Here is a 24,189-nt window from a genome sequence, read left to right on the forward strand (position 1 = left end):
ATATGTCGATGCAGAAGGCACAGCGTCAGATGCCCGCAAACGCGGGGCGGGAAGCCGTAGGGCAAGGTGAAGCCATGCTCGATGCTTTCAGCGACGAAGCGTTCTGCCCGCGGCATGCAACCGGAGGCACGGGGTCAGCGTTGCTGCAAGCGGCGCTGACGACAGAGAACCTGCGGCGGGCGTTCAAGCGTGTGCGTGCCAACAAGGGAGCGGCTGGCGTGGATGGACTGGACATTGACCAGACCTCGCGTCTGCTGGCAACCGAGTGGCCTCACATACGAGAACAACTGTTGGCAGGGACGTACCGGCCCAGTCCGGTACGTCGGGTGACGATTCCGAAGCCCGACGGTGGCGAGCGCGAGCTTGGCATCCCGACGGTGACGGATCGGCTGATCCAGCAAGCACTATTACAGGTGCTGCAACCGATCCTTGATCCCACTTTCAGCGAGCATAGCTACGGCTTCCGACCGGGCAGGCGTGCGCAGGATGCGGTATTAGCCGCTCAGGCATACGTCCAGTCCGGGCTGAGAATCGTGGTGGACGTGGACCTGTCGAAGTTCTTCGACCGGGTCAACCATGACATCCTGATCGACCGCTTGAAGAAACGCATCGACGACGCTGGAGTGATCCGGCTGGTCCGTGCCTATCTGAACAGCGGCATCATGGAGCATGGTGTAGTACAGGAACGGAACGAAGGAACGCCGCAAGGCGGTCCATTGAGTCCGCTGCTTGCCAACGTCATGCTCGATGAAGTGGACAAGGAACTGGAACGGCGCGGCCATCGCTTTGCGCGCTACGCCGACGACGCGAACGTCTATGTTCGTAGCGTGCGTGCGGGCCAGCGGGTGATGAGGCTGCTGCGGCGCTGCTATGCCAGACTGCACCTCGTGGTCAACGAAGGCAAGAGCGCCGTGGCCAGCGTCTTTGGCCGCAAGTTCCTCGGCTACAGCCTGTGGGTGGGGCGTGGGGGCGAAGTCAAACGCAAGGTGGCGGAAAAGCCGTTGCAAGCGTTTAAACAACGCATCAGGGAGCTAACCCGCCGATCTGGTGGGCGTAGCATGCCGGATGTGGTGCAGGGACTTCGTTCCTATATGCTGGGTTGGAAAGGGTACTTCCAGTTGGCGCAAACCCCAAAGGTATGGCGCGGACTCGATGAATGGTTGCGGCACAGGCTGCGGGCTATCCAGCTCAAGCACTGGAAGCGCGGAAGCACCATGTATCGGGAGCTCCTTAAACTTGGGGCTTGGCCGTCGGCAGCGAGGCACGTAGCGGCGAACAGCCGCCGCTGGTGGCACAACAGCGATAGGTTACTCAAAACAGTGATGACTATCGGCTATTTCGACCGACTCGGTGTACCTCGCCTGTCTTGACCTCAACTACTCGAACCGCCCGGTGCGGACCCGCATGCCGGGTGGTGTGGCAGGGGAGCGGCCCTCAGGGCCGTCCCCTATGCCGATGTGCGCCCAGCATGGGCGCACTCCTGCGGGTGAAAGTCCTGCCGCGAGCTGACCACAGTGAGCGAAGTGAAGCGCAACTGCATGAGGGTAACCGAGTGTGGGAAGGAAGCGTGGATCGTAAATCATGAGCCGAGGAACACGAATCGCATAGAAGGCGTTGCCGATCAGGGCGAGCGGGCCATGAACCGCAAAGCTCTTGTGGTCAAGGAGAGGTGGCGTAGATGCGGCGGTTGTGTGATGAAGGAGTGCGGCCCTTACCTGGGGACGCCCCGCCTTGTGCCTGAAAGGGCGACGAAAAAAAAAATCGGAGCGGGGTCTCAGCAGAGGTCATAGTAGTTGGAGGTAGCGCTGGGAAGGCTCGACTCCGCCGACGAAGGACCGAACGAGTAGGAGTGAATCCGATATGTCGATGCAGAAGGCACAGCGTCAGATGCCCGCAAACGCGGGGCGGGAAGCCGTAGGGCAAGGTGAAGCCATGCTCGATGCTTTCAGCGACGAAGCGTTCTGCCCGCGGCATGCAACCGGAGGCACGGGGTCAGCGTTGCTGCAAGCGGCGCTGACGACAGAGAACCTGCGGCGGGCGTTCAAGCGTGTGCGTGCCAACAAGGGAGCGGCTGGCGTGGATGGACTGGACATTGACCAGACCTCGCGTCTGCTGGCAACCGAGTGGCCTCACATACGAGAACAACTGTTGGCAGGGACGTACCGGCCCAGTCCGGTACGTCGGGTGACGATTCCGAAGCCCGACGGTGGCGAGCGCGAGCTTGGCATCCCGACGGTGACGGATCGGCTGATCCAGCAAGCACTATTACAGGTGCTGCAACCGATCCTTGATCCCACTTTCAGCGAGCATAGCTACGGCTTCCGACCGGGCAGGCGTGCGCAGGATGCGGTATTAGCCGCTCAGGCATACGTCCAGTCCGGGCTGAGAATCGTGGTGGACGTGGACCTGTCGAAGTTCTTCGACCGGGTCAACCATGACATCCTGATCGACCGCTTGAAGAAACGCATCGACGACGCTGGAGTGATCCGGCTGGTCCGTGCCTATCTGAACAGCGGCATCATGGAGCATGGTGTAGTACAGGAACGGAACGAAGGAACGCCGCAAGGCGGTCCATTGAGTCCGCTGCTTGCCAACGTCATGCTCGATGAAGTGGACAAGGAACTGGAACGGCGCGGCCATCGCTTTGCGCGCTACGCCGACGACGCGAACGTCTATGTTCGTAGCGTGCGTGCGGGCCAGCGGGTGATGAGGCTGCTGCGGCGCTGCTATGCCAGACTGCACCTCGTGGTCAACGAAGGCAAGAGCGCCGTGGCCAGCGTCTTTGGCCGCAAGTTCCTCGGCTACAGCCTGTGGGTGGGGCGTGGGGGCGAAGTCAAACGCAAGGTGGCGGAAAAGCCGTTGCAAGCGTTTAAACAACGCATCAGGGAGCTAACCCGCCGATCTGGTGGACGTAGCATGCCGGATGTGGTGCAGGGACTTCGTTCCTATATGCTGGGTTGGAAAGGGTACTTCCAGTTGGCGCAAACCCCAAAGGTATGGCGCGGACTCGATGAATGGTTGCGGCACAGGCTGCGGGCTATCCAGCTCAAGCACTGGAAGCGCGGAAGCACCATGTATCGGGAGCTCCTTAAACTTGGGGCTTGGCCGTCGGCAGCGAGGCACGTAGCGGCGAACAGCCGCCGCTGGTGGCACAACAGCGATAGGTTACTCAAAACAGTGATGACTATCGGCTATTTCGACCGACTCGGTGTACCTCGCCTGTCTTGACCTCAACTACTCGAACCGCCCGGTGCGGACCCGCATGCCGGGTGGTGTGGCAGGGGAGCGGCCCTCAGGGCCGTCCCCTATGCCGATGCGCCGCGCGGCCGGCGCCGGCGCGGACGATCGCTTGCGGTCTGGCAGCCGGCCCTGGCGCGGAATCGGGTCCACGCAAAATAGTCAAATTTCCTTGTGCGTTAGGCAATGTTCAAGCGCCTCGCTGCCTTAAAATACGTGGATTGCTTTTCAGCCTCCACTCTCCTTCCTTCGAAAGCCATTTTCATGCGTGAAACGTCCACGGCGCCAGGCGGCTCCCAATCCGACCTCAACTGGCTGGCCGGCGGCGGCGAGATGGGCGCCCTGATCCGCGCGATGGACTGGTCGGCGACGCCCCTGGGGCCGCTGGAGCGCTGGCCGCAGAGCCTGCGCACCACGGTCAGCCTGTGCCTGTCGTCGACCTTCCCGATCCTGGTGTGCTGGGGCGAGCAGGACATCCAGATCTACAACGACGCCTACCGGCCGATCTGCGGCGACCTGCACCCGGCGTCGATGGGAGGCGCGTTCAAGAAGGTGTGGGCGAGCGCGCTGCCGGTGGTGGGCGATGCCTTCGACCGCGCGCACCAGGGAGAAGGCGCCTATATCCGCGACCAGCGCATGTTCCTGGACCGCCTCGGCTATCTCGAAGAGGCCTTCATGACGTTTTCGTTCTCGCCGATCCGCGACGAGTCGGGCGCGGTGGGCGGGGTGTTCCACCCGATTACCGAGACCACGGCCCAGGTGCTGGGCGCGCGCCGCACGCGCGGGCTGCGCGAATTGAGCGAGGCGCTGGCCGCCGCCCGCACCGCCGGCGACATCGGCCAGCAGCTCGAGGCGCACCATGAAGCCCTGGCCCACGACCTGTCCTTCGTCCTGTTCTACCAGCGCGATGCCGCCAGCGGCCGGCTGCTGCTGCGCGGCCGCGCCGGCATCGAAGGGCATTGCGCGCTGGCGCCGAGCACGGTGGCGCCCGACGATGCCGTCTGGCCGTTCGCGGCTGCCGGGGCGGCCCGCAGCGCGCAGCGCGTCGACGGCCTGGCCGCGCGCTTCGGCGGCACGCGTTGCGGCACCTACGACGATCCGCCGGACTCGGCGATGGTGCTGCCGGTCCTGACGCCCGGCCACCAGGAACCCTACGGCTACCTGGTGGCCGGCGCCAGCATCCGGCGCGCCCTCGATGCCGACTACCTGAACTTCTTCGAGCTGCTCGGCGCCGCGGTCGGCACCGCGGTCGGCAACGTCACCGCCTACGAGCAGGAACAGCGCCGCGCCGAGGAGCTGGCCAAGATCGACCGCGCCAAGACCGCTTTCTTCTCGAATGTGTCGCACGAATTCCGCACCCCGCTGACCCTGATCCTGGGGCCGCTCGAGGACGTCCTGGCCGACGGCGCCGAACCGCTCGCACCGAGCCAGCGCCGGCGCGTCGAACTGACCCACCGTAACGCGCTGCGCCTGCTCAAGCTGGTCAATTCGCTGCTCGACTTCTCGCGCATCGAGGCGGGCCGGGTCCAGGCCAGCTACCAGCCGGTGGACCTGGCCCACCTGACGACCGAACTCGCGTCCGTGTTCGAGTCGGCGATGGCGCGCGGCGGCCTGGCCTTCGAGGTGCGTGCGGACGAGCTGGGCGAGCCGGTGTACGTCGACCGCGACATGTGGGAAAAGATCGTCTTCAACCTGCTGTCGAACGCCTTCAAGTTCACGCTCACGGGCGCGGTCACGGTGCGCCTGGCGCGCCATGGCGCGGGCGCCTCGCAGGTGGCACGGCTGTCGGTGAGCGACACCGGCATCGGCATCCCGGCGCACGAGCTGCCGCGCGTGTTCGAGCGCTTCCACCGCATCGAAGGCGCGGCCGGACGCACCCACGAAGGCACCGGCATCGGGCTGGCCCTGATGCAGGAGCTGGTATGGCTGCACGGCGGCAGCATCGCGGTGCACAGCACGGAGGGCGAGGGCACCCGCTTCGACGTGGACATCCCGTTCGGCTGCGCGCACCTGCCGGAAGCGCGGGTGCTGGCGGCGCCGGCGCCGGCCCGGGAAGCGTCTGGCCGCGGCAGCGCCGCCTTCGTCGAGGAGGCGCTGCGCTGGCTGCCGGACGAGGCCGAAGGCGCGGACGGCATCGCGTCCGAAGGCGCGGATCATATCGGCGCCGATATTGCGGCCACCGGCGCCGCGGCGCGGCCGCGCATCCTGGTCGCCGACGACAACAACGACATGCGGGCCTACCTCAAGTCGCTGCTCGCGCCGTATGCCGAGGTGGTCTCATGTGCCGACGGCGAAGCCGCGTTCGCACTGCTGGAACGCGACCCGCCGGACCTGCTGCTCAGTGATGTCATGATGCCGCACCTGGACGGCTTCGGCCTGCTGGCGCGGATCCGCGCCAGCGCCGCCCTGCGCCAGCTGCCGGTGATCCTGCTGTCGGCGCGCGCCGGCGAGGAAGCCAGGATCGAGGGCTTGCAGGCCGGCGCCGACGACTACCTGGTCAAGCCTTTCGCGGCGAGCGAACTGCTGGCGCGCGTGCGGGGGCAGGTGACGCTGGCGCGCGATCGCGGCCGCGTGCACGCCGACGCGGCCCGGCGCGAGGCCTATTTCCGCGCGCTGGTCGACGCTTCGCCTGCGATGCTCTGGACCACCGACGCGGACGAGCAGTGCACCTACCTGAGCCAGCGCTGGTACGACTTCACCGGACGCCGGATCGAGCAGGACCTGGGCCGCGGCTGGCTCGAGAACGTGCATCCGGAGGATTTGCAGCGCACCGTGGATGCCTACATCGAGTCGGCGGCGGCGCGGGTGCCGTTTTCCATCGACTTCCGGCTGCGCCGCCGCGACGGCGTGTACCGCTGGGTGATCGACTCGGGCGTGCCGCGCGTCGACGAGGCGGGGCGTCCGAACGGCTATGTCGGCACCGTGATCGATATCCACGAGCGCAAGATCCTGCAGCGGCGCTTCGAACGCGTGGCGCAGGCCGGCAGCATCGGGGTCTGGTACGCGGACGCGCCCTTCGAGCACTTCCGCCTGAACCGCGAAATGGCGGCCCAGTTCGAGCTCGACGGGCAGGGACAGGCGACGATCGCCCAGCTGGCGCAGGCGGTCGATGCGGCCGACCGCGGCCAGTTCGAGGCGCGCTTGCGCCAGGCGCTGCAGCACGGCAGCATGCTCGACATCGAGTTCCGCGCGCACCAGAGCGCCAGCGGCGTGCGCTGGCTGCGCGCGGTGGGCTGGTGCGATGCCGACCAGGACGGCCAGCCCTTGCGCTTCGACGGCGTCACCTTCGACGTCAGCCGGCACAAGCACGCCGAACAGGAGCTGCGCCACCTGGCCGACGAGCTGGGGGCGAAGAACCGCCAGCAGAGCGAGTTCCTGTCGACCCTGGCGCATGAACTGCGCAATCCGCTTGCGCCGATCAGCGCCGGCATCGACCTGATGCAGGCACAGCGCGCCGCGGGCAGCGATGGCGCGGAGCTGGCCGGCGCCCCCGATGTGCAGGGCATGATGCGGCGCCAGGTCGACCACATGGTGCACCTGGTCGACGACCTGCTCGACATGGCCCGCCTGGCCGAAGGGAAGATCACGCTGCGCCTCGATACCGTGCTGCTGGGCGACGTGGTGCGCGATGCCGCCGAGATGGCCATGCCCTTGGTGAGCGCGCGCGGCCACCGGCTGGCGCTACGGCTGCCGGAAGCGCAGGTGCTCCTGCATGCGGACCGCCACCGCCTGTCCCAGATCGTCAGCAACCTGGTCAACAACGCCGCCAAGTACACCCCGTCCGGCGGCGATATCGTCGTGGAGGCACGGGTCGACGGACGCGAAGCGGTGGTGGCCGTTTCCGACACCGGCATCGGCATGTCGGCCGACGCGCTGGAACGGGTATTCGACATGTATGCGCAGGAGCGCTCCAGCGAAGCGATGGGCGAGGGCGGGCTCGGGGTGGGCCTGCACCTGGTCCAGCGCCTGGTGCGCCTGCATGGCGGCAGCGTGCAGGCGGAAAGCGCGGGCGCAGGCAGGGGCAGCCGCTTCACGGTGCGCTTGCCGCTGCCGCTGCCGGATCGCGGGCCGGCGCCGGCATCCGGGCCGGCGCCGGTGGAGGAAACCGCGGCGCAGGGCGCCGGCGGTTCGCTGCGGGTGCTGGTGGTGGACGACAACGTCGATGCCGCCGAAATGCTCGCCACCCTGCTCGAGATCGGCGGCCACCAGGTACGGATGGCCCATGACGGGGCGGACGCGATCGCGCTCGCGGGCGACTTGATGCCCGAGCTGGTGTTCCTCGACATCGGCCTGCCGGACATCAGCGGCTATGAGACCGCCGCGGCATTGCGCCGCATCGCCGGCCTGGAGCACAGCACGCTGGTCGCGCTGACCGGCTGGGGCACCGAACAGGACCGCCAACGGGCGCGCGAGGCCGGCTTCGATCGTCACCTGACCAAGCCCGCGGAATTCGAAGAGGTCGGTCGAGTGCTCGACCTGGCGCTGCGGGCGCGTGGCGAACGCGCCTGATCAGGGCCGGAGATCGCGCCGAAGGTAGGGCAACAAACGGGGGAACAGACAGGGGAACAGACAGGGGAACAGACAGGGGAACAGACAGGGCAGGAAGCCAATCTTCCGGTTGACCCGGAAGCCCCGGAGCCCGCATCGCGGGCTCCGTTCCTTGCCTGGCGGATGGCGAATCAGCGGCCGGTGGTGCCGCCGGTGGTGCCGGTGCCGGTTCCGGTGGTGCCGGTCGTGCCCGAGGTGCCCGAGGTGCCGGTGGTGCCGGTGGTGCCGGTGGTGCCGGTGGTGCCGGTGGTGCCCGTGCCCATGTCGCCGGTGGTGCCGGTCGCGCCGGTGCCCGTGCCCATGTCGCCGGTGGTGCCGGTTGCGCCGGTGCCGGTGCCCATGTCGCCGGTGGTGCCGGTGCCCATGTCGCCAGTGGTGCCGGTGGTGCCGGTGCCGGTGGCGCCGGTGCCGGTGTCACCCACGGTGCCGGTGGTGCCCGAGGTGCTGCTCGGCGCGGTGGCGGAGGTGTCCGGCGTGGTGGTCATGGTGTCGGTCGCCGGCTCGTTCTTGCGGCAAGCGCCCAGCAGGGAGGCCAGCACGGCAGCAGTCAGCAGGATTTTTGGTGCTTTGGTCAGTGCTTTCATTGTTTAAACTCCTCGTTCACGTCTATCTTGTGCCGCAGGGTCCAGGTGAGGCCCGGGACTGCCTGCGGCGCCAGGTTAGGTCCTCTGAGGGTTCGGGAACCCAGCAGTGGAACCATCAGGGAACCGACGCAACACGCGGCCCCGGTCAGTGTACGAATCCGACTGAACAATCACTGGCAGCCAGGCCGCCGGCAAGTTGGACCGCACACCGTCGTACTCGTTTCCGCGCTACGCTGCGGATTTGCTGGAAATCAGTCGTACCAGGTGCTCGCCCATCGATCGATGTGGCGTTGGCGCCTGCTTGCAGTGCTCGTGCCGCGGCGCAGTCGCCGCATCGTATCCGGTGCTGCCTGCCAAGGGCGCATACCGGTTTCTTGCCGCGTACCCAGGCAGCCTCTCACCAGGCCATCGGCGTCTGCCGGATGCCTGTCGTGTCGCCGGCGTCCTTGCCGGCGAGCTGTTCCAGCAGCGCGGGTATCTCTTGCGATATTTCTCGCGCTAGATATCCCAACGGGCCCATCCGTTCCGCCAAGCGTTCGCCGGCGCGCGCATGCAGCGCCACGCCCCAGCAGGCGGCCTGGTCCAGTGGCGCACCGCGCGCAGCCAGGCCGGCAATGATCCCTGCAAGCACGTCGCCGGAGCCGGAGATCGCCAGGCCCACATTGCCGCCTTCATGCTGATACAACGTTCCATCCGGCGTTGCGATGACAGTGCGCGCACCTTTTAATGCGATCACGGCGTTCCAGGCGCGTGCCGTCTCCAGCGCGCGCGGGTCGGGCGCGGCAGTGATGTCGTCCTTGGCGATCCCGCTCAGGTGCGCCATCTCGCCGGCGTGCGGGGTGAGGATGACCGGGCGCTCGAAGCGCCAGGGCGCGCCTTGCGGCCGGTCGGCGGGCGGGTGCAGCAGCGCCCCCATCGCACAGGCGTCGAGCACCACCCGGGTCTCGGCCGCATCCAGGCGCGGCAGCAGCGCATGCACCAGGGCGGCGGTGGCGGGCTCGTCGCGCATGCCCGGCCCGATCAGCACCGCGTCGACGCGCTCGGCGAGCGGATCGAGGCAGGCCAGGGCCTCCATGCTGAAGCCGGCGCTCGCGTGTTCGCGCAGGCCGATGACGCGCGCCTCGGGCATGGCCAGGGCTACCAGCTGGGCCACGCTCTGGCCGGTGGCGATGGTGAGCTTGCCGGCGCCTGCGCGCAGGCAGGCGGTCGCGGCCAGGATCACCGCGCCCGGCATTTCGCAGGAGCCGCCCAGTACCAGCACGTGTCCGCGGATTTCCTTGTCGCCTTCGATGGCCGGCATCGGCACGGGCCAGCCGCGCAGCAGGGCTGCGTCGACGTCATGCACGGCGGTGGCGTGGTCGAGGAGTTCCATGGAGCGGGCTCAGGCCTTCGGTGCTGCAGGCAGGTCCTTGCTGGCGGTGACAGGCGTCCCGCTCGCTTCGAGCGGCGCGACGAAGTTAACCAGGCGCAGGGCCAGATGGCCGCCCTTGCCGAGATCGGGATCGAAGGTGTAGGAAGTGACGGAGCAGTTCGGCACGTCGGCGGCGCGGTCGAAGTCGAGGATGGTTTTTTCGTCGAGACGCTCGAACAGGTAGCGGAAACAATTGACCGTCACCTGGTGCGCGACGATCAGCACGCGTTCGCGGCAGTACTCGCGGTTCAGGGTGTCGACCACGCTGCGCAGGCGCAGGATCACGTCGCACCAGCTCTCGCCGCCGGGCGGGCGGAAGTAGAACTTGCCGACGTGCTGGCGCTGCTCGTACAGGTCGGGATGGTGATGCGCGATGCCGTAGGTGGTGAGGCGGTCGAGGATGCCGAATTCCTTCTCGCGCAGGCGCTCGTCGGATTCGACCACGAGCCGGCTGCGGTGCGCCGGATCCAGGCGCTGCATCAGGATATTGGCGGTCTCGAACGCGCGCACGTAGGGCGAGTGCAGCACCACGGTCGGCTGCTGCTCGGGCGGCAGCGCCGCGAACCAGGACCCGAGCGCCTGCGACTGGCGCTCGCCCAGTTCGGACAGGGGCACGTCGACATCGCGGTGGGCGATGTCGATGTGGTGGCCGGCGGCGGCTTCCGCGAGATCGCGCGCGACATTGCCGGCGCTCTGTCCGTGCCTGACCACCCAGATTTCTTGCGGCCACTTCTGTTCCATCACCAACCCGTCCTTGATATTGACATGACGGCATCATAGACGGATTCTACGGGCGGAAAGCGCACGATTGCAGGGCTTCCGCAGAGGCTCGCCCCGGCGTCGGAAGGCGCTTACAAGGGGTGTTTGCAGAGCATCGAAATGGGACGCGGCCCGTGCTGCCGGACCGCACCGGCCGTTTCCTAAACGGCACGCTCCTCGCTGTCCAGGTTGAGCTCCGCGTCACTCTGGAACACCCGCAGGTCGGTCTGTCCGAGCACGCGGCTGGTGAGCGTGCCGGCGGTAATCGAGCCGCTGACGTTGAGGGCGGTGCGGCCCATGTCGATCAGGGGCTCCACCGAAATCAGCAGGCCGGCGAGCGCGACCGGCAGGTCCATCGCCGACAGCACGATCAGCGCCGCGAAGGTGGCGCCGCCGCCGACGCCGGCCACGCCGATCGAGCCGAAGGCGATGATCGCCAGCAGCGGCAGCAGGAAGCCGGCCGTGAACGGGTCGATGCCGACGGTCGGGGCGATCATCACCGCCAGCATGGCCGGATAGATGCCGGCGCAGCCGTTCTGGCCGATGGTGGCGCCGAAGGAGGCGGCGAAGTTGGCGATGCCTTCGGGCGTACCCAGGCGCGCGGTCTGGGTCGCAACGCTCATCGGGATCGAGCCCGCGCTGGTGCGCGAGCTGAAGGCGAAGGCCAGCACCGGGAAGATCTTGGCCACGAAGCGCAGCGGGTTCAGGCCGCCGGCCGTGATCATCAGGAGGTGCACCCCGAACATCAGCGCCAGCGCGCAGTAGGAGGCGGCGACGAAGCTGGCCAGGCTCAGGATGTCCTGCAGGCTCGAGCCCGCGACCACCTTCGCCATCAGGGCGAACACGCCGAAGGGCGTCAGGCGCAGCACCAGCGTCACCATGCGCATCACGATCACGTGGGCCATGTGCACGAAGTCGCTGAAGGACTGGAACACCTCGGGCTTCTTGCCGGCGATGCCAGTGGCCGAGATGCCGATGAAGATCGAGAAGATCACCACCGCGATGGTCGAGGTCTTGCGGGCGCCGGTCATGTCCAGGAAGGGATTGGCCGGAATGAAGGACAGCAGCATGCCGGGCAGCGAAATATCCTTCGCGGTCGCCAGGTTGCCCTGCAGGTATTCGCCGCGCGCCACTTCCGCCGTGGACGCCGTCAGGCCCACCGCGCTCAGGCCGAACAGCTTGGCCATCAGGATGCCGATGATGGCCGCCACGATCGTGGTCGCGATCAGGATGCCGATCGTCAAGCTGCTGATGGTGCCGAGCGAAGCGGCATTGCGCAGCTTGAGGATGGCCTGCACGATCGAGACCATGATCAGCGGGATGATGATCATCTGGAGCAGCTGCACGTAGCCGCTGCCGATCACGTCGAGCCAGGCATTGGTGGCGGCCACCTCGGGCGAGGCGGCACCGTACACGGCCTGCATGGCCGCCCCCAGCAGCACGCCGAGGCCGAGGCCGGTGAACACGCGCTTGGTGAAGGAGACGTGGTTGGCCTGCAGCCGGTAGAGCAGGACGCATACGAGCAGGGCCAGGCCAAGGTTGATCAGGACGGGGAAGTTCATCAGAGCCTTTCAAGGCAGCTAGTGCGCTGCGGAAATCAATCGCAGCATTCTATAGCCAAACCGGCATCGCCGTGGGCACGGTCCCGTTTTGCTCACTCAACAAGAAACTTGTCATTTGAAACATCTAGTGTGGTTCGGTAGCGACGCCGGGCGCGAAATGTGGCCGGGGACTGCGTCGACACGCGCCGCCCCGCGGATTTATTTCTATACTGTAATCAGTTTCCGTACTTCAATAAATATTTGTCAGGAATTTAACATGCTGAACAAGCTGAGCATCCGCTCTCGACTCATTTTTCTGATCGTTTTCCTGGCGGCCGAGCTGGTGGCGGGCGCCGTGATCGGTCTCTACAACCTGAGCGTGACGAATGACGAACTGAAGAGCATGCACGACGATCGCGTCTCCGCACTGGGGCAATTGAGTCGCGTGATGCAATTGATTACAACGAATCAGTTGCTCGTCGCCAAGGCGGTATACGCCGACGACGCGGCCCAGCGCAATGCGATGCTCGCCGAAGCGGACGCCAACGTCGGCCAGGTCTCCGCCGACTGGAAAGCCTATGCCGCCACGGCCATGACGAGCGAGGAAGCCGCGCTGGCGGCGAAGTTCGTCGAGGCGCGCAAGCTGTTCCTGGACAAGGGATTGCTGCCGGCGATCGCGGCCACGCGTGCGGGCGACAGCGCGCTGGCGGGCCAGATCGTCGGCGGCGACATGGCGCGCAGCTTCCAGCCGGTGCGCGCGCTGGGCGATCAGCTGATTGCCTTGCAACAGCGCGTCGCCCGGGAAGAGTACGAACGGTCCCAGGCTTCCTACAAAACCGTGCGCCTGGTCTGCCTGGCCGGCCTCGCGTTCGGGCTGCTGATGGCGGCGTTCGTCGGCTGGGTCCTGGTGCGCGCGATCGTACGTCCGATCGAAGAGGCGGTGCGCATCGCCGGCGCCGTGGCGGCGGGCGACCTGACCCAGAAGATCGAGGTCGGTTCGCAGGACGAAACCGGCCGCCTGCTGCTGGCCCTGAAGGACATGAATGCCTCGCTGGTGCAGATCGTCACCCGGGTGCGCGGCGGCACCGATACCATCGCCACCGCCTCCGGCCAGATCGCAGCCGGCAACCTCGACCTCTCGAGCCGCACCGAGCAGCAGGCCGGTTCGCTCGAAGAAACCGCGTCCTCGATGGAAGAGCTGACCTCGACCGTCAAGCAGAACGCCGATAACGCGCGCCAGGCCAATGTGCTGGCGGCTTCGGCCCAGCAGGTGGCGGGCAAGGGCGGCGAAGTGGTCGAGCAGGTGGTGCGCACGATGGGCGCGATCAACAGTTCGGCGACCCGCATCGTCGATATCATCTCGGTCATCGACGGCATCGCCTTCCAGACCAATATCCTGGCGCTGAACGCGGCGGTGGAAGCGGCGCGCGCCGGCGAGCAGGGGCGCGGTTTCGCGGTGGTCGCGGGCGAGGTGCGCAACCTGGCGCAGCGCAGCGCCGCGGCGGCCAAGGAAATCAAGGTCCTGATCGACGACTCGGTCCAGAAGGTGCACCACGGCACCGAACTGGTCGATCAGGCCGGCGCGACCATGGCGGAAATCGTGCAGAGCGTCGGCCGCGTGACCGACATCATGGCCGAGATCACGGCCGCCAGCCAGGAGCAGACCGCCGGCATCGAACAGATCAACAGCGCGGTCACGCAAATGGACGAGGTGACGCAGCAGAACGCCGCGCTGGTCGAACAGGCCTCGGCGGCGGCGCAGTCCTTGCAGGAAGAAGCGGCGGCACTGGCGCAGGCAGTCGGCACCTTCAAGCTGGACGTGCAGGCGGGAACGGCGCCGGGCGCGGCGCGGGGCCCGGCAAGCGCGGTGCGCGCTCCGGCAGCGTCCGCGCGGCCTGCCAGGGCGCAGGCGCGCATCGCAAGCAGGACGCCCGCAGCGGCACCGGCGCGCAAGCCGGCCAAGGCCCAGGCGGCGGAAGCGACTGAAGGCTGGGAAGCGTTTTAAGGGCGTGGCAGGGCGGGGGGCAGCCGTGGGCTGCGCCGTCCGGCCGCACCATCGGCAAGGCAGCGCCCTGGACGGCCGCTGCCTTTTTTCATGCGCGGCGCTGGGCGCCGCCCGCCTTATTCCAGGACGATGACGAGCGCGGCCAGGCCGAGGCACAGGCCGACGGCGACGCCGACCCGGGCGCGCAGGCGCCGACCGTTGGCGACGAGCGACTTGGCGATGCTGCGCTTCGGGGCATTCGGATTGCTCCGGTCGACCGTGGCCGCATGGATGTTCGGGTGTGAATGTTCGGTGTTCATGGTGGTCTCCTTTTGCCGTCTCCAGCGGAGACAGGCGGTCGATGGTGGTGTCTGGTTCGTAGCGGATGCCGGCAGCCGAGCGCGCCACACGCGCCGCGCCTGCCGTTCAGGCAGGCCGGACGGCGCTGTGCGAAACGGATCTCGCGAACGGCTGGCGGCCGGCAGCCGGCATGGCCGGCGCCGCGCTCGCGTCGCGAGCGGCGCAGGTGGACAAGGTACGCATGACGTCGCTGTGCAGCGCTGTGTGCAAGCCAGTGTACAAATAAGTGGTGGCGGACATGCAGTACCAGTAGCGTCTCACATCAAAAATCCAGTCCGCAATACGCGCCGTGCCGGCAGCGCATCGGATGTTGTCTATTTTACATGTACCAGTGTCGATTTCAAGGGGCGCACAATTGCTTGTGATTTCAAGTGCTTTCCTCTAAACAACAATATCCGGCCACATTCGCCCGCTGTCAAGCGAATGTTCGCAAGCGTCGGTGATATCCGACACCGCCCATGCCGATGGGACTGTCAGGACCGGTCACAGGCAGTCGAAGTTCGCAACATGATGCAAAAAAAAGGGAGTCATTGCATTTTTTGTATCATATCGCGCCGGTCTGGCTTTTCCGGGAGTGCGACCGTTTCGTGATGTAGGCCAGAACAGGTCTTGTACGAAGCAAGCGTCGCCCTAGACTGGGTGTAGCGTCCCGGCGGGGCCGGGATGCACGTCATTTGCGAAGGAGCGATCATGCGTCCCCTCAGTATGCTGGTTGTCGGGTCCCTTTTGCTGCTGGTGGCCGAGTCGGCGGCCCAGACGCGTTCCACGCCGTCCAGCGCCAATCCGGCGCTCTCGAGCGTGCAGGTGAGCGCCCCGGCGCGCGCGCCGCGGGTCTACCAGGAACAGCTCGATGCCGTGCGCGGCGTCTACGCCATGTCCAACGGCTGGCGCATGAAGGTCGAGCCGGCCGCCGGCGGCATCTGGGCGCGGATCGACCGCCGGCCTGCGATGTACCTGGTTGCGCTGTCTCCCAATAACTACGCCTCGCGCGACGGCGGCATGGCGATGGAATTCCAGCGCGGGGAGAGCGGTGACGACATGCTGATGCGCTACGTGCCCGATCGGCGCCTGGCACAGGTGATCGTGGTCGAGGCCAGGCTGGCGCAGCGCTGAATGCCCGCCATGCGGCCGGTGCGGAAACAGAAACGCCAGCCCGGAGGCTGGCGCTTCTGCTGATTCTGGTAGGCCGTGCTGGGCTCGAACCAGCGACCAACGGATTAAAAGTCCGCTGCTCTACCAACTGAGCTAACGACCCGAAAGAAGCAAGATTATAGGCGGCGCCGCGCTCGCTGTCAAATGCTGCGCGACATCACCGAGGACATCGCGGCGCACGCGCGGGTTTACTTCAGCGAGGCCAGGCGGTCTTTCGCGGTCTTGGCGGCGCTCGATTCGGGATACTTCGACACCAGCTGCTGCAGCGCCTTCCTGGCGTTCTTGTTGTCTTTCAGCAGGGCATAGCTGCTGCCGATGTTGAGCATCGCGTCCGGCACCTTGGGGCTGCCGGCGTAGGTCGTGGTGACGACTTCCTGGGCGGCGATCGCCTTCTTGTAGTCGCCCAGCGCGAAATAGGCATTGCCCAGCCAGTACTGCGCGTTGGCTGCGTAGGCCGAATCCGGGTAGCGGCGCACGAAATCCTGCAGGGCGGCGCTGGCGGCCTTGTAGTCGCCGGTCTGGAAGATCCCGGTGGCGCTGTCGTAGGCGGTTTTTTCGGACGGCAGCACCGAGGCGACCTGGCCGTCCACGGTTTCCTGCTGCGGCTCGACCTTCCTGAGACGCGTGTCGAGATCGGCGTAGAGCTGCTTCTGGCTTTCCTGGGTGCGGCTGACCTGGTTGGCCAGGACTTCGATCTGGCCGCGCAGGCGTGCGATTTCCTGCATGGTCTGCTCGTGCTGGTTCAGCATGTCGATCTGGATGGTCTTGTCCGACTTGGTCTCGATGCGGGCGTTCAGGTCGCGGGCGATGGCGTCGACCTTGGCGCGCAGGTCGAGGATGGCCTTGCGCGCTTCTTCGTCGTCGAGCAGGCCGGCTTGCGCCTGCAGCGGCATCCAGGCCGCCAGGATCAGGCAGGCAAGACGGGTCGGGGACAGTTTCATCATGGCAGGGTTCTTTCCGGTTGCAAAGTAAAGCGGGGCGGATGCAGTCTGCACTGCTGTCCGCCCCGCTGTCAATCAGCCGAGTCTTAAAACCTCCCGGCGTGATCGTGAAGGATTACTGGTAGACGATGTCAGCGCGGCGGTTTTCAGCCCAGGCTTCTTCGTTGCTGCCCATTGCCTTCGGCTTTTCTTCGCCCAGCGACACGGCTTCCATCTGGTTGTCCGACACGCCCAGCGCGGCCATCGCACGACGGACGGCTTCGGCACGCTTCTGGCCCAGGGCCAGGTTGTACTCGGTGCCGCCGCGCTCGTCGGTGTTGCCCTGGATCAGGACCTTGCGGCCGTTGTTCTTGGTCAGGTAGCCCGCGTGGTTGGTCACGACCGGCTGGCCGTCTTCGCGCACGACGAAGCTGTCGTAGTCGAAGTAGACGCTGCGGTTGGCCAGCACGCCCTGCGGATCGTTGAGCGGATCGACGTTGCCGGTTTCGACCGGGCGGACGACGCGCTCAGGCTCGGCCTGGGCGACCGGTGCCGGGGTCGGGGTCTTTTCGACCACCGGGGTTTCCTGCAGCTTGGTCGACGAGCAGGCGGTCAGCAGGACGGCCGAAGCGATGAGGGCTACTTTCTGGAAGTTGCGCATGGTTTTTCTCCTTGTCTATTAAAGTTTTACTACTTTTTACTTCATGAAGGGACCCCAGCTGGGCTCCCGAATGTTTCCCGCATTGGTGCTCAAGCGCTGCTTGATCCGTCCATCCACCGAGACCACGGCCAGCGAGGCACGCCCGCCGCCTTTGATCGCATACATGATGTACTTGCCGTTAGGCGAAAAACTCGGTTCGGTGGCCCCATCGGCCAGGCGCAGCTCCTGGCCGCTGGCCAGGTTCATCGCATAAAGGGAAAACGTGCCGTTGCGCTGGGAAATCCAGGCGAGGGTCTTGCCGTCAGGCGAGACGCGTGGGCTGATGTTGTAATTGCCGTTGAAGGTCACGCGGGTGGCATTGCCGCCCGCGGCGCTCATCTTGTAGATCTGCGGACCGCCGCTGCGGTCGCTCATGAAGTAAATGGTCTGGCCGTCCGCCGAGAACTGCGGCTCGCTGTCGATCGCCGGGTTGTTGGTCAGGCGGCGATGGCCGCTGCCATCCGAACCCACGGTGTAGATTTCGGTATTGCCATCCTTCGACAGGGCCACGGCCAGCAGGTTGCCGTTCGGGGCCCAGGCCGGGGCCGAATTGTTGCCCTTGACGTTGGAGATCACGTTGCGCTTGCCGGTGCGCAGGTCCTGCAGGTAGACCACCGGCTTGCGGTCTTCCAGCGAGACGTAGGCGACCTTGGTGCCGTCCGGCGACCAGGCCGGCGAGATGATCGACTCGCGGCCGTAGGCGGCCACGATCTCGTTCTCGCCGTCGGCGTCGGCCACCACCAGGGCGTGCTGCTTGCCGGTGTCCTTGACGTAGGCGATCCGGGTCGAGAAGATGCCGCGCACGCCGGTCAGCTTTTCGTAGACGTCGTCGGCGATGCGGTGCGCCTGCAGGCGGGTGAACTGCGGCTGCACTTCGCCGCCCAGTTGCGAGATCGGCGCACCCTTGATGGTGTCGTGCAGCTTGTAGCGGATCGCGAAGCGGCCGTCCGGCTGCCTGCTCACGCTGCCGACCACCAGGGCGTCCGCGCCCTGGGCCCGGAAGGCGGCCAGGTCGATGCTGGCGCTGTCGCTGATGGTCTGGCCGGCGTCGATCACCTTGAACACGCCGCTGCGCTCGAGGTCGGCGCGGATGATGTCGGAGACGTCGGCGGGGGCGATGCCTTCGTCGGCGAAGGCGGCCACCGCGACCGGGATCTGGTTGCTGCCGACACCGGCGATTTCCACCTTGATCTGGGCCTGGGTGGCGGTTCCCATCAGCAGGGTGGCGCTAAACAGCAGGTAATGGAGTTTTTTCATCATCTGTTCCTGAAGCTAATCAGTCGTAATCTTTCATCGAGAAGTTGACGTCGAGCGTGCGTTCCACCGTCCCGTCCTTTTTCTTGGGAAGCGGGGATGCCTTTTTGATACCATTTTCCACTGCTCTGTCAAACTCAGGCACACCGCTGCTTTTTACCAGGCGTACCGACATGATTTCGCCGGTCGGCAACTGCTCGACCTTGAACACGGCCTTCGGGTTGCCCGGCATCGAGGTGCCGCCGCCGTAGGCGGTGGCGCTCTTGATGGCGGCGGTGATCGCGGCAACGTAGCCGGCGTCGGCCTTCGGCGCGGTCGACTTCGCGGCAGTGCCGGTGCTGCCCATCGCCCCCGAAATACGCTTGAGTTCGTCCTGGGCGATTTTCGCGAGCTTGGCGGCCTCGGCCTTTTCCTTGGCCGCTTTTTCCTTGGCGGCCTTGGCGGCCGCGAGCTTCTCGGCCTTTTTCTTTTCCTCGGCTTCCTTCTTCGCGAGTTCCTTCTTCTTTTCCTCGGCTTCTTCGCGCGCTTTCTTTTTCTGTTCGGCGAGTTCCTGCTTGCGCTCTTCTTCCTTGCGCAGGCGTTCCTGGCGTTCTTCACGCTCCCTTTGCTCGGCCGCCTCGCGCTTTTCCTGTTCCCTGCGCTTTTCCTGTTCCTTGCGCTCTTTCTCGCGTTTCAAGTTGATGTCCGGCGGCGGCGTCGGCGCCGGGCGCTCCACCGGCGGCGGCTCGACCGGGCGCGGCGGCGGCGCCGGCTCCGGCTCGGGTGCGGGCTCAGGCTCAGGCTCGGGCGCGGGCGGCGGCGGCAAGGTCGGCGCGGCGGCGCTCTGGACCGACATGTCCCAGACTTCGGCCTCGACCGCGACCGGTTCGTTGCTCTGCCAGCTGATGCCGAACCACAGGAAGCCGATCAGGACGGCGTGCACGGCCACCGCCAGCAGGAAGGCCGGCAGTCGGCTCGGTTCTGGCGGCACGCGGTAGGGCGCGCCGGCGGTGGCTGGCTTCATTGCTGACATAGGATTAGGCACCGGGCGTCATTTGGTGGCGAGGCCCACCCGGTTGATGCCCATCTTCTTCGCTTCCGAGATCAGCTGGATCACATCGTCGTACTTGCTGTCGCGGTCACCCTCGATCAGGACCGGATAGTCGGGATGTTCCTCGTGCAGGGCGCGCAGGCGCTCGAGCAGGGCGGTGCGGTCGGCCACGTCTTCGAGGGCGAGCTTCTGCTTGCCGCCGACGCCGATCGACAGGCGGTTGTCGGCCTGGACCGAGATCCGGATATAGGTATCCGGCGGCAGCGCGGTCTTCTCCGCGCTCGGCAGGTTGACCACGCTTGGCACCTCGTTGGCCGGCACCGCCATGAAAATGATGAGCAGCACCAGCATCACGTCGATGTAAGGCACGACGTTGATCTCGGACTTGAATTTGCGCTTGCGTCCGCCGCGCAGGCTGCTGCTGGAAAAGGCCATCACCAATCTCCTTCGTCAGCGCGCCTGGCGCTGCAGGATGTTCGAGAATTCCTCGACGAAGCTCTCGAAGCGGATCGCCAGGCGGTCGATATCGTGGGTGAAGCGGTTGTACGCCACCACCGCCGGAATCGCGGCGAACAGGCCGATCGCGGTCGCGATCAGCGCTTCGGCGATGCCGGGTGCGACCACGGCCAGGGTGGCCTGCTGCACGTTGGCCAGGCCGCGGAAGGCGTTCATGATGCCCCACACGGTGCCGAGCAGGCCGATGTAGGGCGAGACCGAGCCGACCGAGGCCAGGAAGTTCAGGTGGATGTCGAGTGCGTCGAGTTCGCGCTGGAAGGCGGCGCGCATGGCGCGGCGCGAACCGTCCAGCACCGGGCCCATGTCGATGGCGTCGCGCGCGGCCTGCTTGCCCTTGATGAACTCGCCCATGCCGGCTTCGAAGATGCGGGCCAGCGGGCCGCTCTGGTCGCGCTGTGCGCTGGCGCTCTGGTGCAGGGTGTGCAGGTTGCCGCCGGCCCAGAAGCTGCGTTCGAACTGCTCGGTCTGGCCGCGCGCGGCGCGCAAGGCGAATACCTTGCGGAAGATATAGGTCCAGCTCACGATCGAGAGGATCAGCAGCAGGGCCATGATCAACTGCACCAGCGGGTGGGCGTTGAAGATCAGGGCGGTCAACGAAAGGTCTGGAGTCTCGGTCATCGGTCTTGGGTCGGTTGTCTTGTGTCTTTTGAACTGAGCGGGCGCCTATGCGGCGCGCATTTTATCAGCAGCATGATCGGGAAGCGAACGGGGGCGCATGGTGGCGATGTCGACGCAGCCGACCTTGACGCTGGCCGTGGTCAGCAGCCGCTCGCCGTTCCAGGCCTGCTGGGCGAACTGGACCGACGCCCGGCCGAGCTTTTCGACGGTGGTGCGAATGGTCAGCACGTCGTCCAGCCGGGCCGGCGCATGGTAGTCGAGGGAGACGTTCTTGACGACAAAGGCGGCGCCATCGGCCTCCAGCAATGCCCCCTGGCCGACGCCGGCCGCGCGCAGCCACTCCGTGCGCGCCCGTTCGAAGAATTTCAGGTAATTGGCGTAAAACACGATGCCACCGGCGTCGGTATCTTCGTAATAGACCCTGACTGTCCAGTCAAAAGCTGAAGGCATTTCCCCTGCCGTTAAGTGTAATTTGGAAACATTTTACGCGATTTTTGCTATCCTTATGTACGCTTACGAACATAAGGAAGCAATATGGTCGGGCGTGCCTTTCGTTCAAGGCAGCTACGGTGCGCAGTAGTAGACGTGAAACATAGCCGAAAGGCCAATTACTGTAACACTTTCTCACAATTGCAGAGCGCGCGGTACATGTGGCAGCGGCGCCCGGCGGACATCAGCTGCGCTTGATGGCGAACGGCGAGAAGCCCTGGCAGGTCGGCATCAGTTCGATGCTGTTGACGTTGACATGCGGCGGCAGGGTGGCGATCCAGTAGGCGGTGTTCGCGATGTCTTCGGCGCTCAGGGGCAGCGTGCCTTCGTAGACCTTGGCCGCGGCGGCGGCGTCGCCCTTGAAGCGCACGTTCGAGAATTCGGTGCCGCCGCACAGGCCCGGCGCCAGGTTGGTGGCGCGCACGCCGGTGCCGGCCAGGTCGGCGCGCAGGTTCAGGGTGAACTGCTCGACGAAGGCCTTGGTGGCGCCGTAGACGTTGCCGCCGGGGTAGGGGTAGTGGCCCGCCACCGAACCGAGGTTGATCACCAGGCCGCTGCCGCGCGCGACCATGCCCGGCAGCACCGCGCGGGTCATCGCCGCCAGGCCCTGGCAATTGGTGGCGATCATGGTGTCCCAGTCTTCCAGCGGCACTTCATGGGCCGGCAAGGTGTTCAGCGCCAGGCCCGCATTGTTGATCAGCACGTCGATCTCGCGCCAGCCTTCCGGCAGTCCGGCCAGCGCGGCCTCGATCGAGGCGCGGCTGGTGACGTCCAGCGTGACCGGCAGGGCGGCCTCGCCCAGTTCGCGCGCGAGTTCGGCGATGCGCTCGGTGCGGCGCGCGGCCAGGATGGCGCGGTGGCCGTTGCGGACGAAAGTGCGCGCCATCGCGGCGCCGAAGCCGGCCGAAGCGCCGGTGATAAAGACGATCATGGTGGTCCCGGGAAGCAGAGGAGCTGAAAATTGTAGCCGAAACCGCCACAAGCCTGCTGGCCGCCCGCGCGCCATCGGCAGGCTTGCAAGGAAGACAGCACTTTCCTTGCCCTAAGAGGCCCGGATCACATACAATCGTCCTAATTCACGTCTCACGTAACTGGCGAAACACCGTGCGCGCGACATCGCGCCGCGCACGGCAAAAGGTGGACATCCACCGGGGAACCTGAGACGCCATTCGCCGTTCGCCTGGGCAGCCACCAACTGGACCGTGTCCTTGCGCGGGCTGCCTGTGCGCCTGCCGGTCCCGCCACTGACGCGCTGCCCGTTGCCTGGTATTTCTCTCGATTGGAGTTTTACATGTTTGCCAAAGACCATACGCTCGCCAATGTCGACCCGGAACTGTGGGATGCCATCCAGAAGGAAAACGTTCGCCAGCAAGACCACATCGAACTGATCGCTTCGGAGAACTACACCTCGCCGGCCGTGATGGAAGCGCAGGGTTCGCAACTGACCAACAAGTACGCCGAAGGCTATCCGGGCAAGCGCTACTACGGCGGCTGCGAATACGTCGACGTCGCCGAACAGCTGGCGATCGACCGCCTGAAGCAACTGTTTGGCGCCGAAGCCGCCAACGTGCAGCCGAACTCGGGCTCGCAGGCCAACCAGGGCGTGTTCTTCGCCATGCTCAAACCCGGCGACACCATCATGGGCATGTCGCTGGCCGAAGGCGGCCACCTGACCCACGGCATGGCGCTGAACATGTCGGGCAAGTGGTTCAACGTCGTTTCCTACGGCCTGACCGAGCAGGAAGACATCGACTACGAGGCCATGGAACGCCTGGCTCGGGAGCACAAGCCGAAGATGATCATCGCCGGCGCCTCGGCCTTTGCCCTGCGCATCGACTTCGAGCGCTTCGCCCGCATCGCCAAGGAAGTCGGCGCCTACTTCATGGTCGACATGGCCCACTACGCCGGCCTGATCGCCGCGGGCGAGTACCCGAACCCGGTGCCGCACGCCGACTTCGTCACCTCGACCACCCACAAGTCGCTGCGCGGCCCGCGCGGCGGCATCATCCTGATGAAGGCCGAGTACGAGAAGCAGATCAATTCCGCGATCTTCCCGGGCATCCAGGGTGGCCCGCTGATGCACGTGATCGCCGGCAAGGCCGTGGCATTTAAAGAGGCGCTGTCGCCGGAGTTCAAGGAATACCAGAAGCAGGTGGTCAAGAACGCCGCGGCGCTGGCCAACACCCTGACCGAGCGCGGCCTGCGCATCGTCTCGGGCCGTACCGAATCGCACGTGATGCTGGTCGACCTGCGCGCCAAGGGCCTCACCGGCAAGGAAGCCGAAGCGATCCTGGGCCAGGCCCACATGACCTGCAACAAGAACGGTATTCCGAACGACCCGCAGAAGCCCTTCGTCACCTCGGGCATCCGCCTGGGCAGCCCGGCTTTCACCACCCGTGGCTTCAAGGAAGAAGACGCGGTCAAGGTGGGTCACCTGATCGCCGACGTGCTGGATAACCCGCACGACGCCGCGACCATCGAGCGCGTGAAGGCGGAAGTCAAGCAGCTGACCGACAAGTATCCGGTCTACGCCGCTTGAGCTGAACCTTGGGCAACCCGGGGCTGCAGGCTGTTGCTGCAACGCGCAGCCCCTTTTCAAGAAGCACCCCGGCGCCATGAAATGTCCGTTCTGCCAGCATGAAGATACCCAGGTCCTCGACACCCGCGTGTCCGAGGAGGGGGACGCCATCCGCCGGCGCCGGCGCTGCGCGAAGTGCGACAAGCGCTTCACCACCTACGAGCGGATCGAACTGTCGATGCCGATCATCGTCAAGAAGAACGGCAGCCGCACCGAGTTCTCGTCCAACAAGCTGCGCGACAGCCTGATGCTGGCGCTGCGCAAGCGCCCGGTGGCCGCCGAGGCCATCGACACCGCGGTCGCGACCATCGAAGAAAAGCTCCTGACCAGCGGCCGGCGCGAGGTGGACACCGGCTATGTCGGCGAGCTGGTGATGCAGGAGCTCAAGCGCCTGGACAAGATCGCCTACATCCGCTTCGCCTCGGTCTACAAGAACTTCGAAGACCTGGCCGAGTTCCAGGAAGCGCTGGCCGAAGTGGGCCACCCGCGCAAGTAATTCCCCCCAATA

20 protein-coding genes and 1 tRNA gene are annotated in these 24,189 nt (G+C 66.0%); 7 read left to right on the forward strand and 14 right to left on the reverse strand.

The features are described 5' to 3' along the window. Positions 1-2: 2 nt before the first annotated feature. The 3 genes from ltrA (IM543_08770) (at position 3) to IM543_08780 (ending at position 7,746) form a co-directional block, all read left to right on the forward strand. Entirely contained in the window at positions 3-1,370 is a 1,368-nt protein-coding gene (gene ltrA / locus IM543_08770; protein ID QOY95907.1) for a group II intron reverse transcriptase/maturase, read from the forward strand. 490 nt (positions 1,371-1,860) lie between these two features. Then, complete coding sequence (ltrA, locus tag IM543_08775) at positions 1,861-3,228, forward strand: group II intron reverse transcriptase/maturase (protein QOY95908.1); 1,368 nt, start codon at positions 1,861-1,863, stop codon at positions 3,226-3,228. A 273-nt stretch (positions 3,229-3,501) separates the two neighbouring features. After that, positions 3,502-7,746 (forward strand): response regulator, encoded by a 4,245-nt coding sequence (locus IM543_08780; protein QOY95909.1) that lies wholly within the window; start codon positions 3,502-3,504, stop codon positions 7,744-7,746. Positions 7,747-7,916: 170 nt separating this feature from the next. Here IM543_08780 and IM543_08785 read toward each other — a convergent pair whose 3' ends face one another. From IM543_08785 to IM543_08800, 4 genes are all read right to left on the reverse strand, one after another. Continuing rightward, entirely contained in the window at positions 7,917-8,369 is a 453-nt protein-coding gene (locus IM543_08785) for a hypothetical protein (GenBank protein ID QOY95910.1), read from the reverse strand. 397 nt (positions 8,370-8,766) lie between these two features. Next, positions 8,767-9,741, reverse strand: a complete 975-nt coding sequence (locus IM543_08790) for an NAD(P)H-hydrate dehydratase (GenBank protein QOY95911.1) — start codon at positions 9,739-9,741, stop codon at positions 8,767-8,769. A gap of 9 nt (positions 9,742-9,750) precedes the next feature. Continuing rightward, complete coding sequence (locus IM543_08795) at positions 9,751-10,521, reverse strand: histidine phosphatase family protein (protein QOY95912.1); 771 nt, start codon at positions 10,519-10,521, stop codon at positions 9,751-9,753. Positions 10,522-10,700: 179 nt separating this feature from the next. Further along, the gene (locus IM543_08800; GenBank protein ID QOY95913.1) at positions 10,701-12,101 is read right to left on the reverse strand and encodes a cation:dicarboxylase symporter family transporter; all 1,401 of its coding nucleotides are present in this window, start codon (positions 12,099-12,101) and stop codon (positions 10,701-10,703) included. A gap of 256 nt (positions 12,102-12,357) precedes the next feature. Between IM543_08800 and IM543_08805 the strand changes: the two genes are divergently transcribed. Continuing rightward, the gene (locus tag IM543_08805) at positions 12,358-14,085 is read left to right on the forward strand and encodes an MCP four helix bundle domain-containing protein (protein QOY95914.1); all 1,728 of its coding nucleotides are present in this window, start codon (positions 12,358-12,360) and stop codon (positions 14,083-14,085) included. Between the two features lie 116 nt (positions 14,086-14,201). Here the strand turns inward: IM543_08805 and IM543_08810 are convergent, their stop codons facing one another. Continuing rightward, positions 14,202-14,384 (reverse strand): hypothetical protein, encoded by a 183-nt coding sequence (locus tag IM543_08810; GenBank protein QOY95915.1) that lies wholly within the window; start codon positions 14,382-14,384, stop codon positions 14,202-14,204. A gap of 730 nt (positions 14,385-15,114) precedes the next feature. Between IM543_08810 and IM543_08815 the strand changes: the two genes are divergently transcribed. Continuing rightward, on the forward strand, positions 15,115-15,537 hold the full coding sequence (locus IM543_08815; GenBank protein ID QOY95916.1) for a hypothetical protein: 423 nt from the start codon (positions 15,115-15,117) through the stop codon (positions 15,535-15,537). Between the two features lie 66 nt (positions 15,538-15,603). Here IM543_08815 and IM543_08820 read toward each other — a convergent pair. The 9 genes from IM543_08820 to IM543_08860 all read right to left on the reverse strand — a co-directional run bounded on the left by IM543_08820 (position 15,604) and on the right by IM543_08860 (position 22,034). Further along, a tRNA-Lys gene (locus IM543_08820) sits at positions 15,604-15,679 on the reverse strand. Positions 15,680-15,764: 85 nt separating this feature from the next. Further along, positions 15,765-16,520 carry a tol-pal system protein YbgF gene (gene ybgF, locus IM543_08825; GenBank protein ID QOY95917.1) on the reverse strand — a complete coding sequence of 252 codons (756 nt, stop codon included), beginning with the start codon at positions 16,518-16,520 and terminating at the stop codon, positions 15,765-15,767. Positions 16,521-16,632: 112 nt separating this feature from the next. Then, the gene (gene pal, locus IM543_08830) at positions 16,633-17,157 is read right to left on the reverse strand and encodes a peptidoglycan-associated lipoprotein Pal (GenBank protein ID QOY95918.1); all 525 of its coding nucleotides are present in this window, start codon (positions 17,155-17,157) and stop codon (positions 16,633-16,635) included. Between the two features lie 36 nt (positions 17,158-17,193). Continuing rightward, positions 17,194-18,453 carry a Tol-Pal system protein TolB gene (gene tolB, locus IM543_08835; GenBank protein ID QOY95919.1) on the reverse strand — a complete coding sequence of 420 codons (1,260 nt, stop codon included), beginning with the start codon at positions 18,451-18,453 and terminating at the stop codon, positions 17,194-17,196. A 19-nt stretch (positions 18,454-18,472) separates the two neighbouring features. Then, positions 18,473-19,453: a cell envelope integrity protein TolA gene (gene tolA / locus IM543_08840; GenBank protein QOY95920.1), complete on the reverse strand. Its 981-nt coding sequence runs from the start codon at positions 19,451-19,453 to the stop codon at positions 18,473-18,475. Positions 19,454-19,480: 27 nt separating this feature from the next. After that, positions 19,481-19,915: a biopolymer transporter ExbD gene (locus IM543_08845; protein QOY95921.1), complete on the reverse strand. Its 435-nt coding sequence runs from the start codon at positions 19,913-19,915 to the stop codon at positions 19,481-19,483. Between the two features lie 15 nt (positions 19,916-19,930). Further along, on the reverse strand, positions 19,931-20,614 hold the full coding sequence (gene tolQ, locus IM543_08850) for a protein TolQ (GenBank protein ID QOY95922.1): 684 nt from the start codon (positions 20,612-20,614) through the stop codon (positions 19,931-19,933). Between the two features lie 45 nt (positions 20,615-20,659). Then, entirely contained in the window at positions 20,660-21,064 is a 405-nt protein-coding gene (gene ybgC, locus IM543_08855) for a tol-pal system-associated acyl-CoA thioesterase (GenBank protein ID QOY95923.1), read from the reverse strand. A gap of 223 nt (positions 21,065-21,287) precedes the next feature. After that, a complete protein-coding gene (locus tag IM543_08860; protein ID QOY95924.1) occupies positions 21,288-22,034 on the reverse strand; it encodes an SDR family oxidoreductase in 747 nt (248 codons plus the stop codon). A 360-nt stretch (positions 22,035-22,394) separates the two neighbouring features. On the opposite strand from IM543_08860, the gene IM543_08865 reads away from it, so the two are divergent. Both IM543_08865 and nrdR read left to right on the forward strand, forming a co-directional pair. Continuing rightward, positions 22,395-23,642 (forward strand): serine hydroxymethyltransferase, encoded by a 1,248-nt coding sequence (locus IM543_08865; protein QOY95925.1) that lies wholly within the window; start codon positions 22,395-22,397, stop codon positions 23,640-23,642. A 76-nt stretch (positions 23,643-23,718) separates the two neighbouring features. Then, positions 23,719-24,177 carry a transcriptional repressor NrdR gene (gene nrdR, locus IM543_08870; protein ID QOY95926.1) on the forward strand — a complete coding sequence of 153 codons (459 nt, stop codon included), beginning with the start codon at positions 23,719-23,721 and terminating at the stop codon, positions 24,175-24,177. The last annotated feature ends 12 nt before the right edge of the window (positions 24,178-24,189 follow it).

Source organism: Massilia sp. UMI-21, assembly GCA_015277795.1.
Taxonomy (GTDB): Bacteria; Pseudomonadota; Gammaproteobacteria; order Burkholderiales; family Burkholderiaceae_D; genus Telluria.

Bases quoted from the DNA above. Each gene is read 5' to 3' on its own strand.
- IM543_08780 (QOY95909.1), top strand. From the start codon at position 3,502: ATGCGTGAAACGTCCACGGCGCCAGGCGGCTCCCAATCCGACCTCAAC.
- tolQ (QOY95922.1), bottom strand. From the start codon at position 20,614: ATGACCGAGACTCCAGACCTTTCGTTGACCGCCCTGATCTTCAACGCC.
- IM543_08815 (QOY95916.1), top strand. From the start codon at position 15,115: ATGCGTCCCCTCAGTATGCTGGTTGTCGGGTCCCTTTTGCTGCTGGTG.
- pal (QOY95918.1), bottom strand. From the start codon at position 17,157: ATGCGCAACTTCCAGAAAGTAGCCCTCATCGCTTCGGCCGTCCTGCTG.
- IM543_08805 (QOY95914.1), top strand. From the start codon at position 12,358: ATGCTGAACAAGCTGAGCATCCGCTCTCGACTCATTTTTCTGATCGTT.
- ybgF (QOY95917.1), bottom strand. From the start codon at position 16,520: ATGATGAAACTGTCCCCGACCCGTCTTGCCTGCCTGATCCTGGCGGCC.
- IM543_08845 (QOY95921.1), bottom strand. From the start codon at position 19,915: ATGGCCTTTTCCAGCAGCAGCCTGCGCGGCGGACGCAAGCGCAAATTC.
- IM543_08860 (QOY95924.1), bottom strand. From the start codon at position 22,034: ATGATCGTCTTTATCACCGGCGCTTCGGCCGGCTTCGGCGCCGCGATG.
- IM543_08810 (QOY95915.1), bottom strand. From the start codon at position 14,384: ATGAACACCGAACATTCACACCCGAACATCCATGCGGCCACGGTCGAC.
- ybgC (QOY95923.1), bottom strand. From the start codon at position 21,064: ATGCCTTCAGCTTTTGACTGGACAGTCAGGGTCTATTACGAAGATACC.
- IM543_08865 (QOY95925.1), top strand. From the start codon at position 22,395: ATGTTTGCCAAAGACCATACGCTCGCCAATGTCGACCCGGAACTGTGG.
- IM543_08800 (QOY95913.1), bottom strand. From the start codon at position 12,101: ATGAACTTCCCCGTCCTGATCAACCTTGGCCTGGCCCTGCTCGTATGC.
- IM543_08790 (QOY95911.1), bottom strand. From the start codon at position 9,741: ATGGAACTCCTCGACCACGCCACCGCCGTGCATGACGTCGACGCAGCC.
- IM543_08795 (QOY95912.1), bottom strand. From the start codon at position 10,521: ATGGAACAGAAGTGGCCGCAAGAAATCTGGGTGGTCAGGCACGGACAG.
- tolA (QOY95920.1), bottom strand. From the start codon at position 19,453: ATGAAGCCAGCCACCGCCGGCGCGCCCTACCGCGTGCCGCCAGAACCG.
- tolB (QOY95919.1), bottom strand. From the start codon at position 18,453: ATGAAAAAACTCCATTACCTGCTGTTTAGCGCCACCCTGCTGATGGGA.
- nrdR (QOY95926.1), top strand. From the start codon at position 23,719: ATGAAATGTCCGTTCTGCCAGCATGAAGATACCCAGGTCCTCGACACC.
- ltrA (QOY95908.1), top strand. From the start codon at position 1,861: ATGTCGATGCAGAAGGCACAGCGTCAGATGCCCGCAAACGCGGGGCGG.
- ltrA (QOY95907.1), top strand. From the start codon at position 3: ATGTCGATGCAGAAGGCACAGCGTCAGATGCCCGCAAACGCGGGGCGG.
- IM543_08785 (QOY95910.1), bottom strand. From the start codon at position 8,369: ATGAAAGCACTGACCAAAGCACCAAAAATCCTGCTGACTGCTGCCGTG.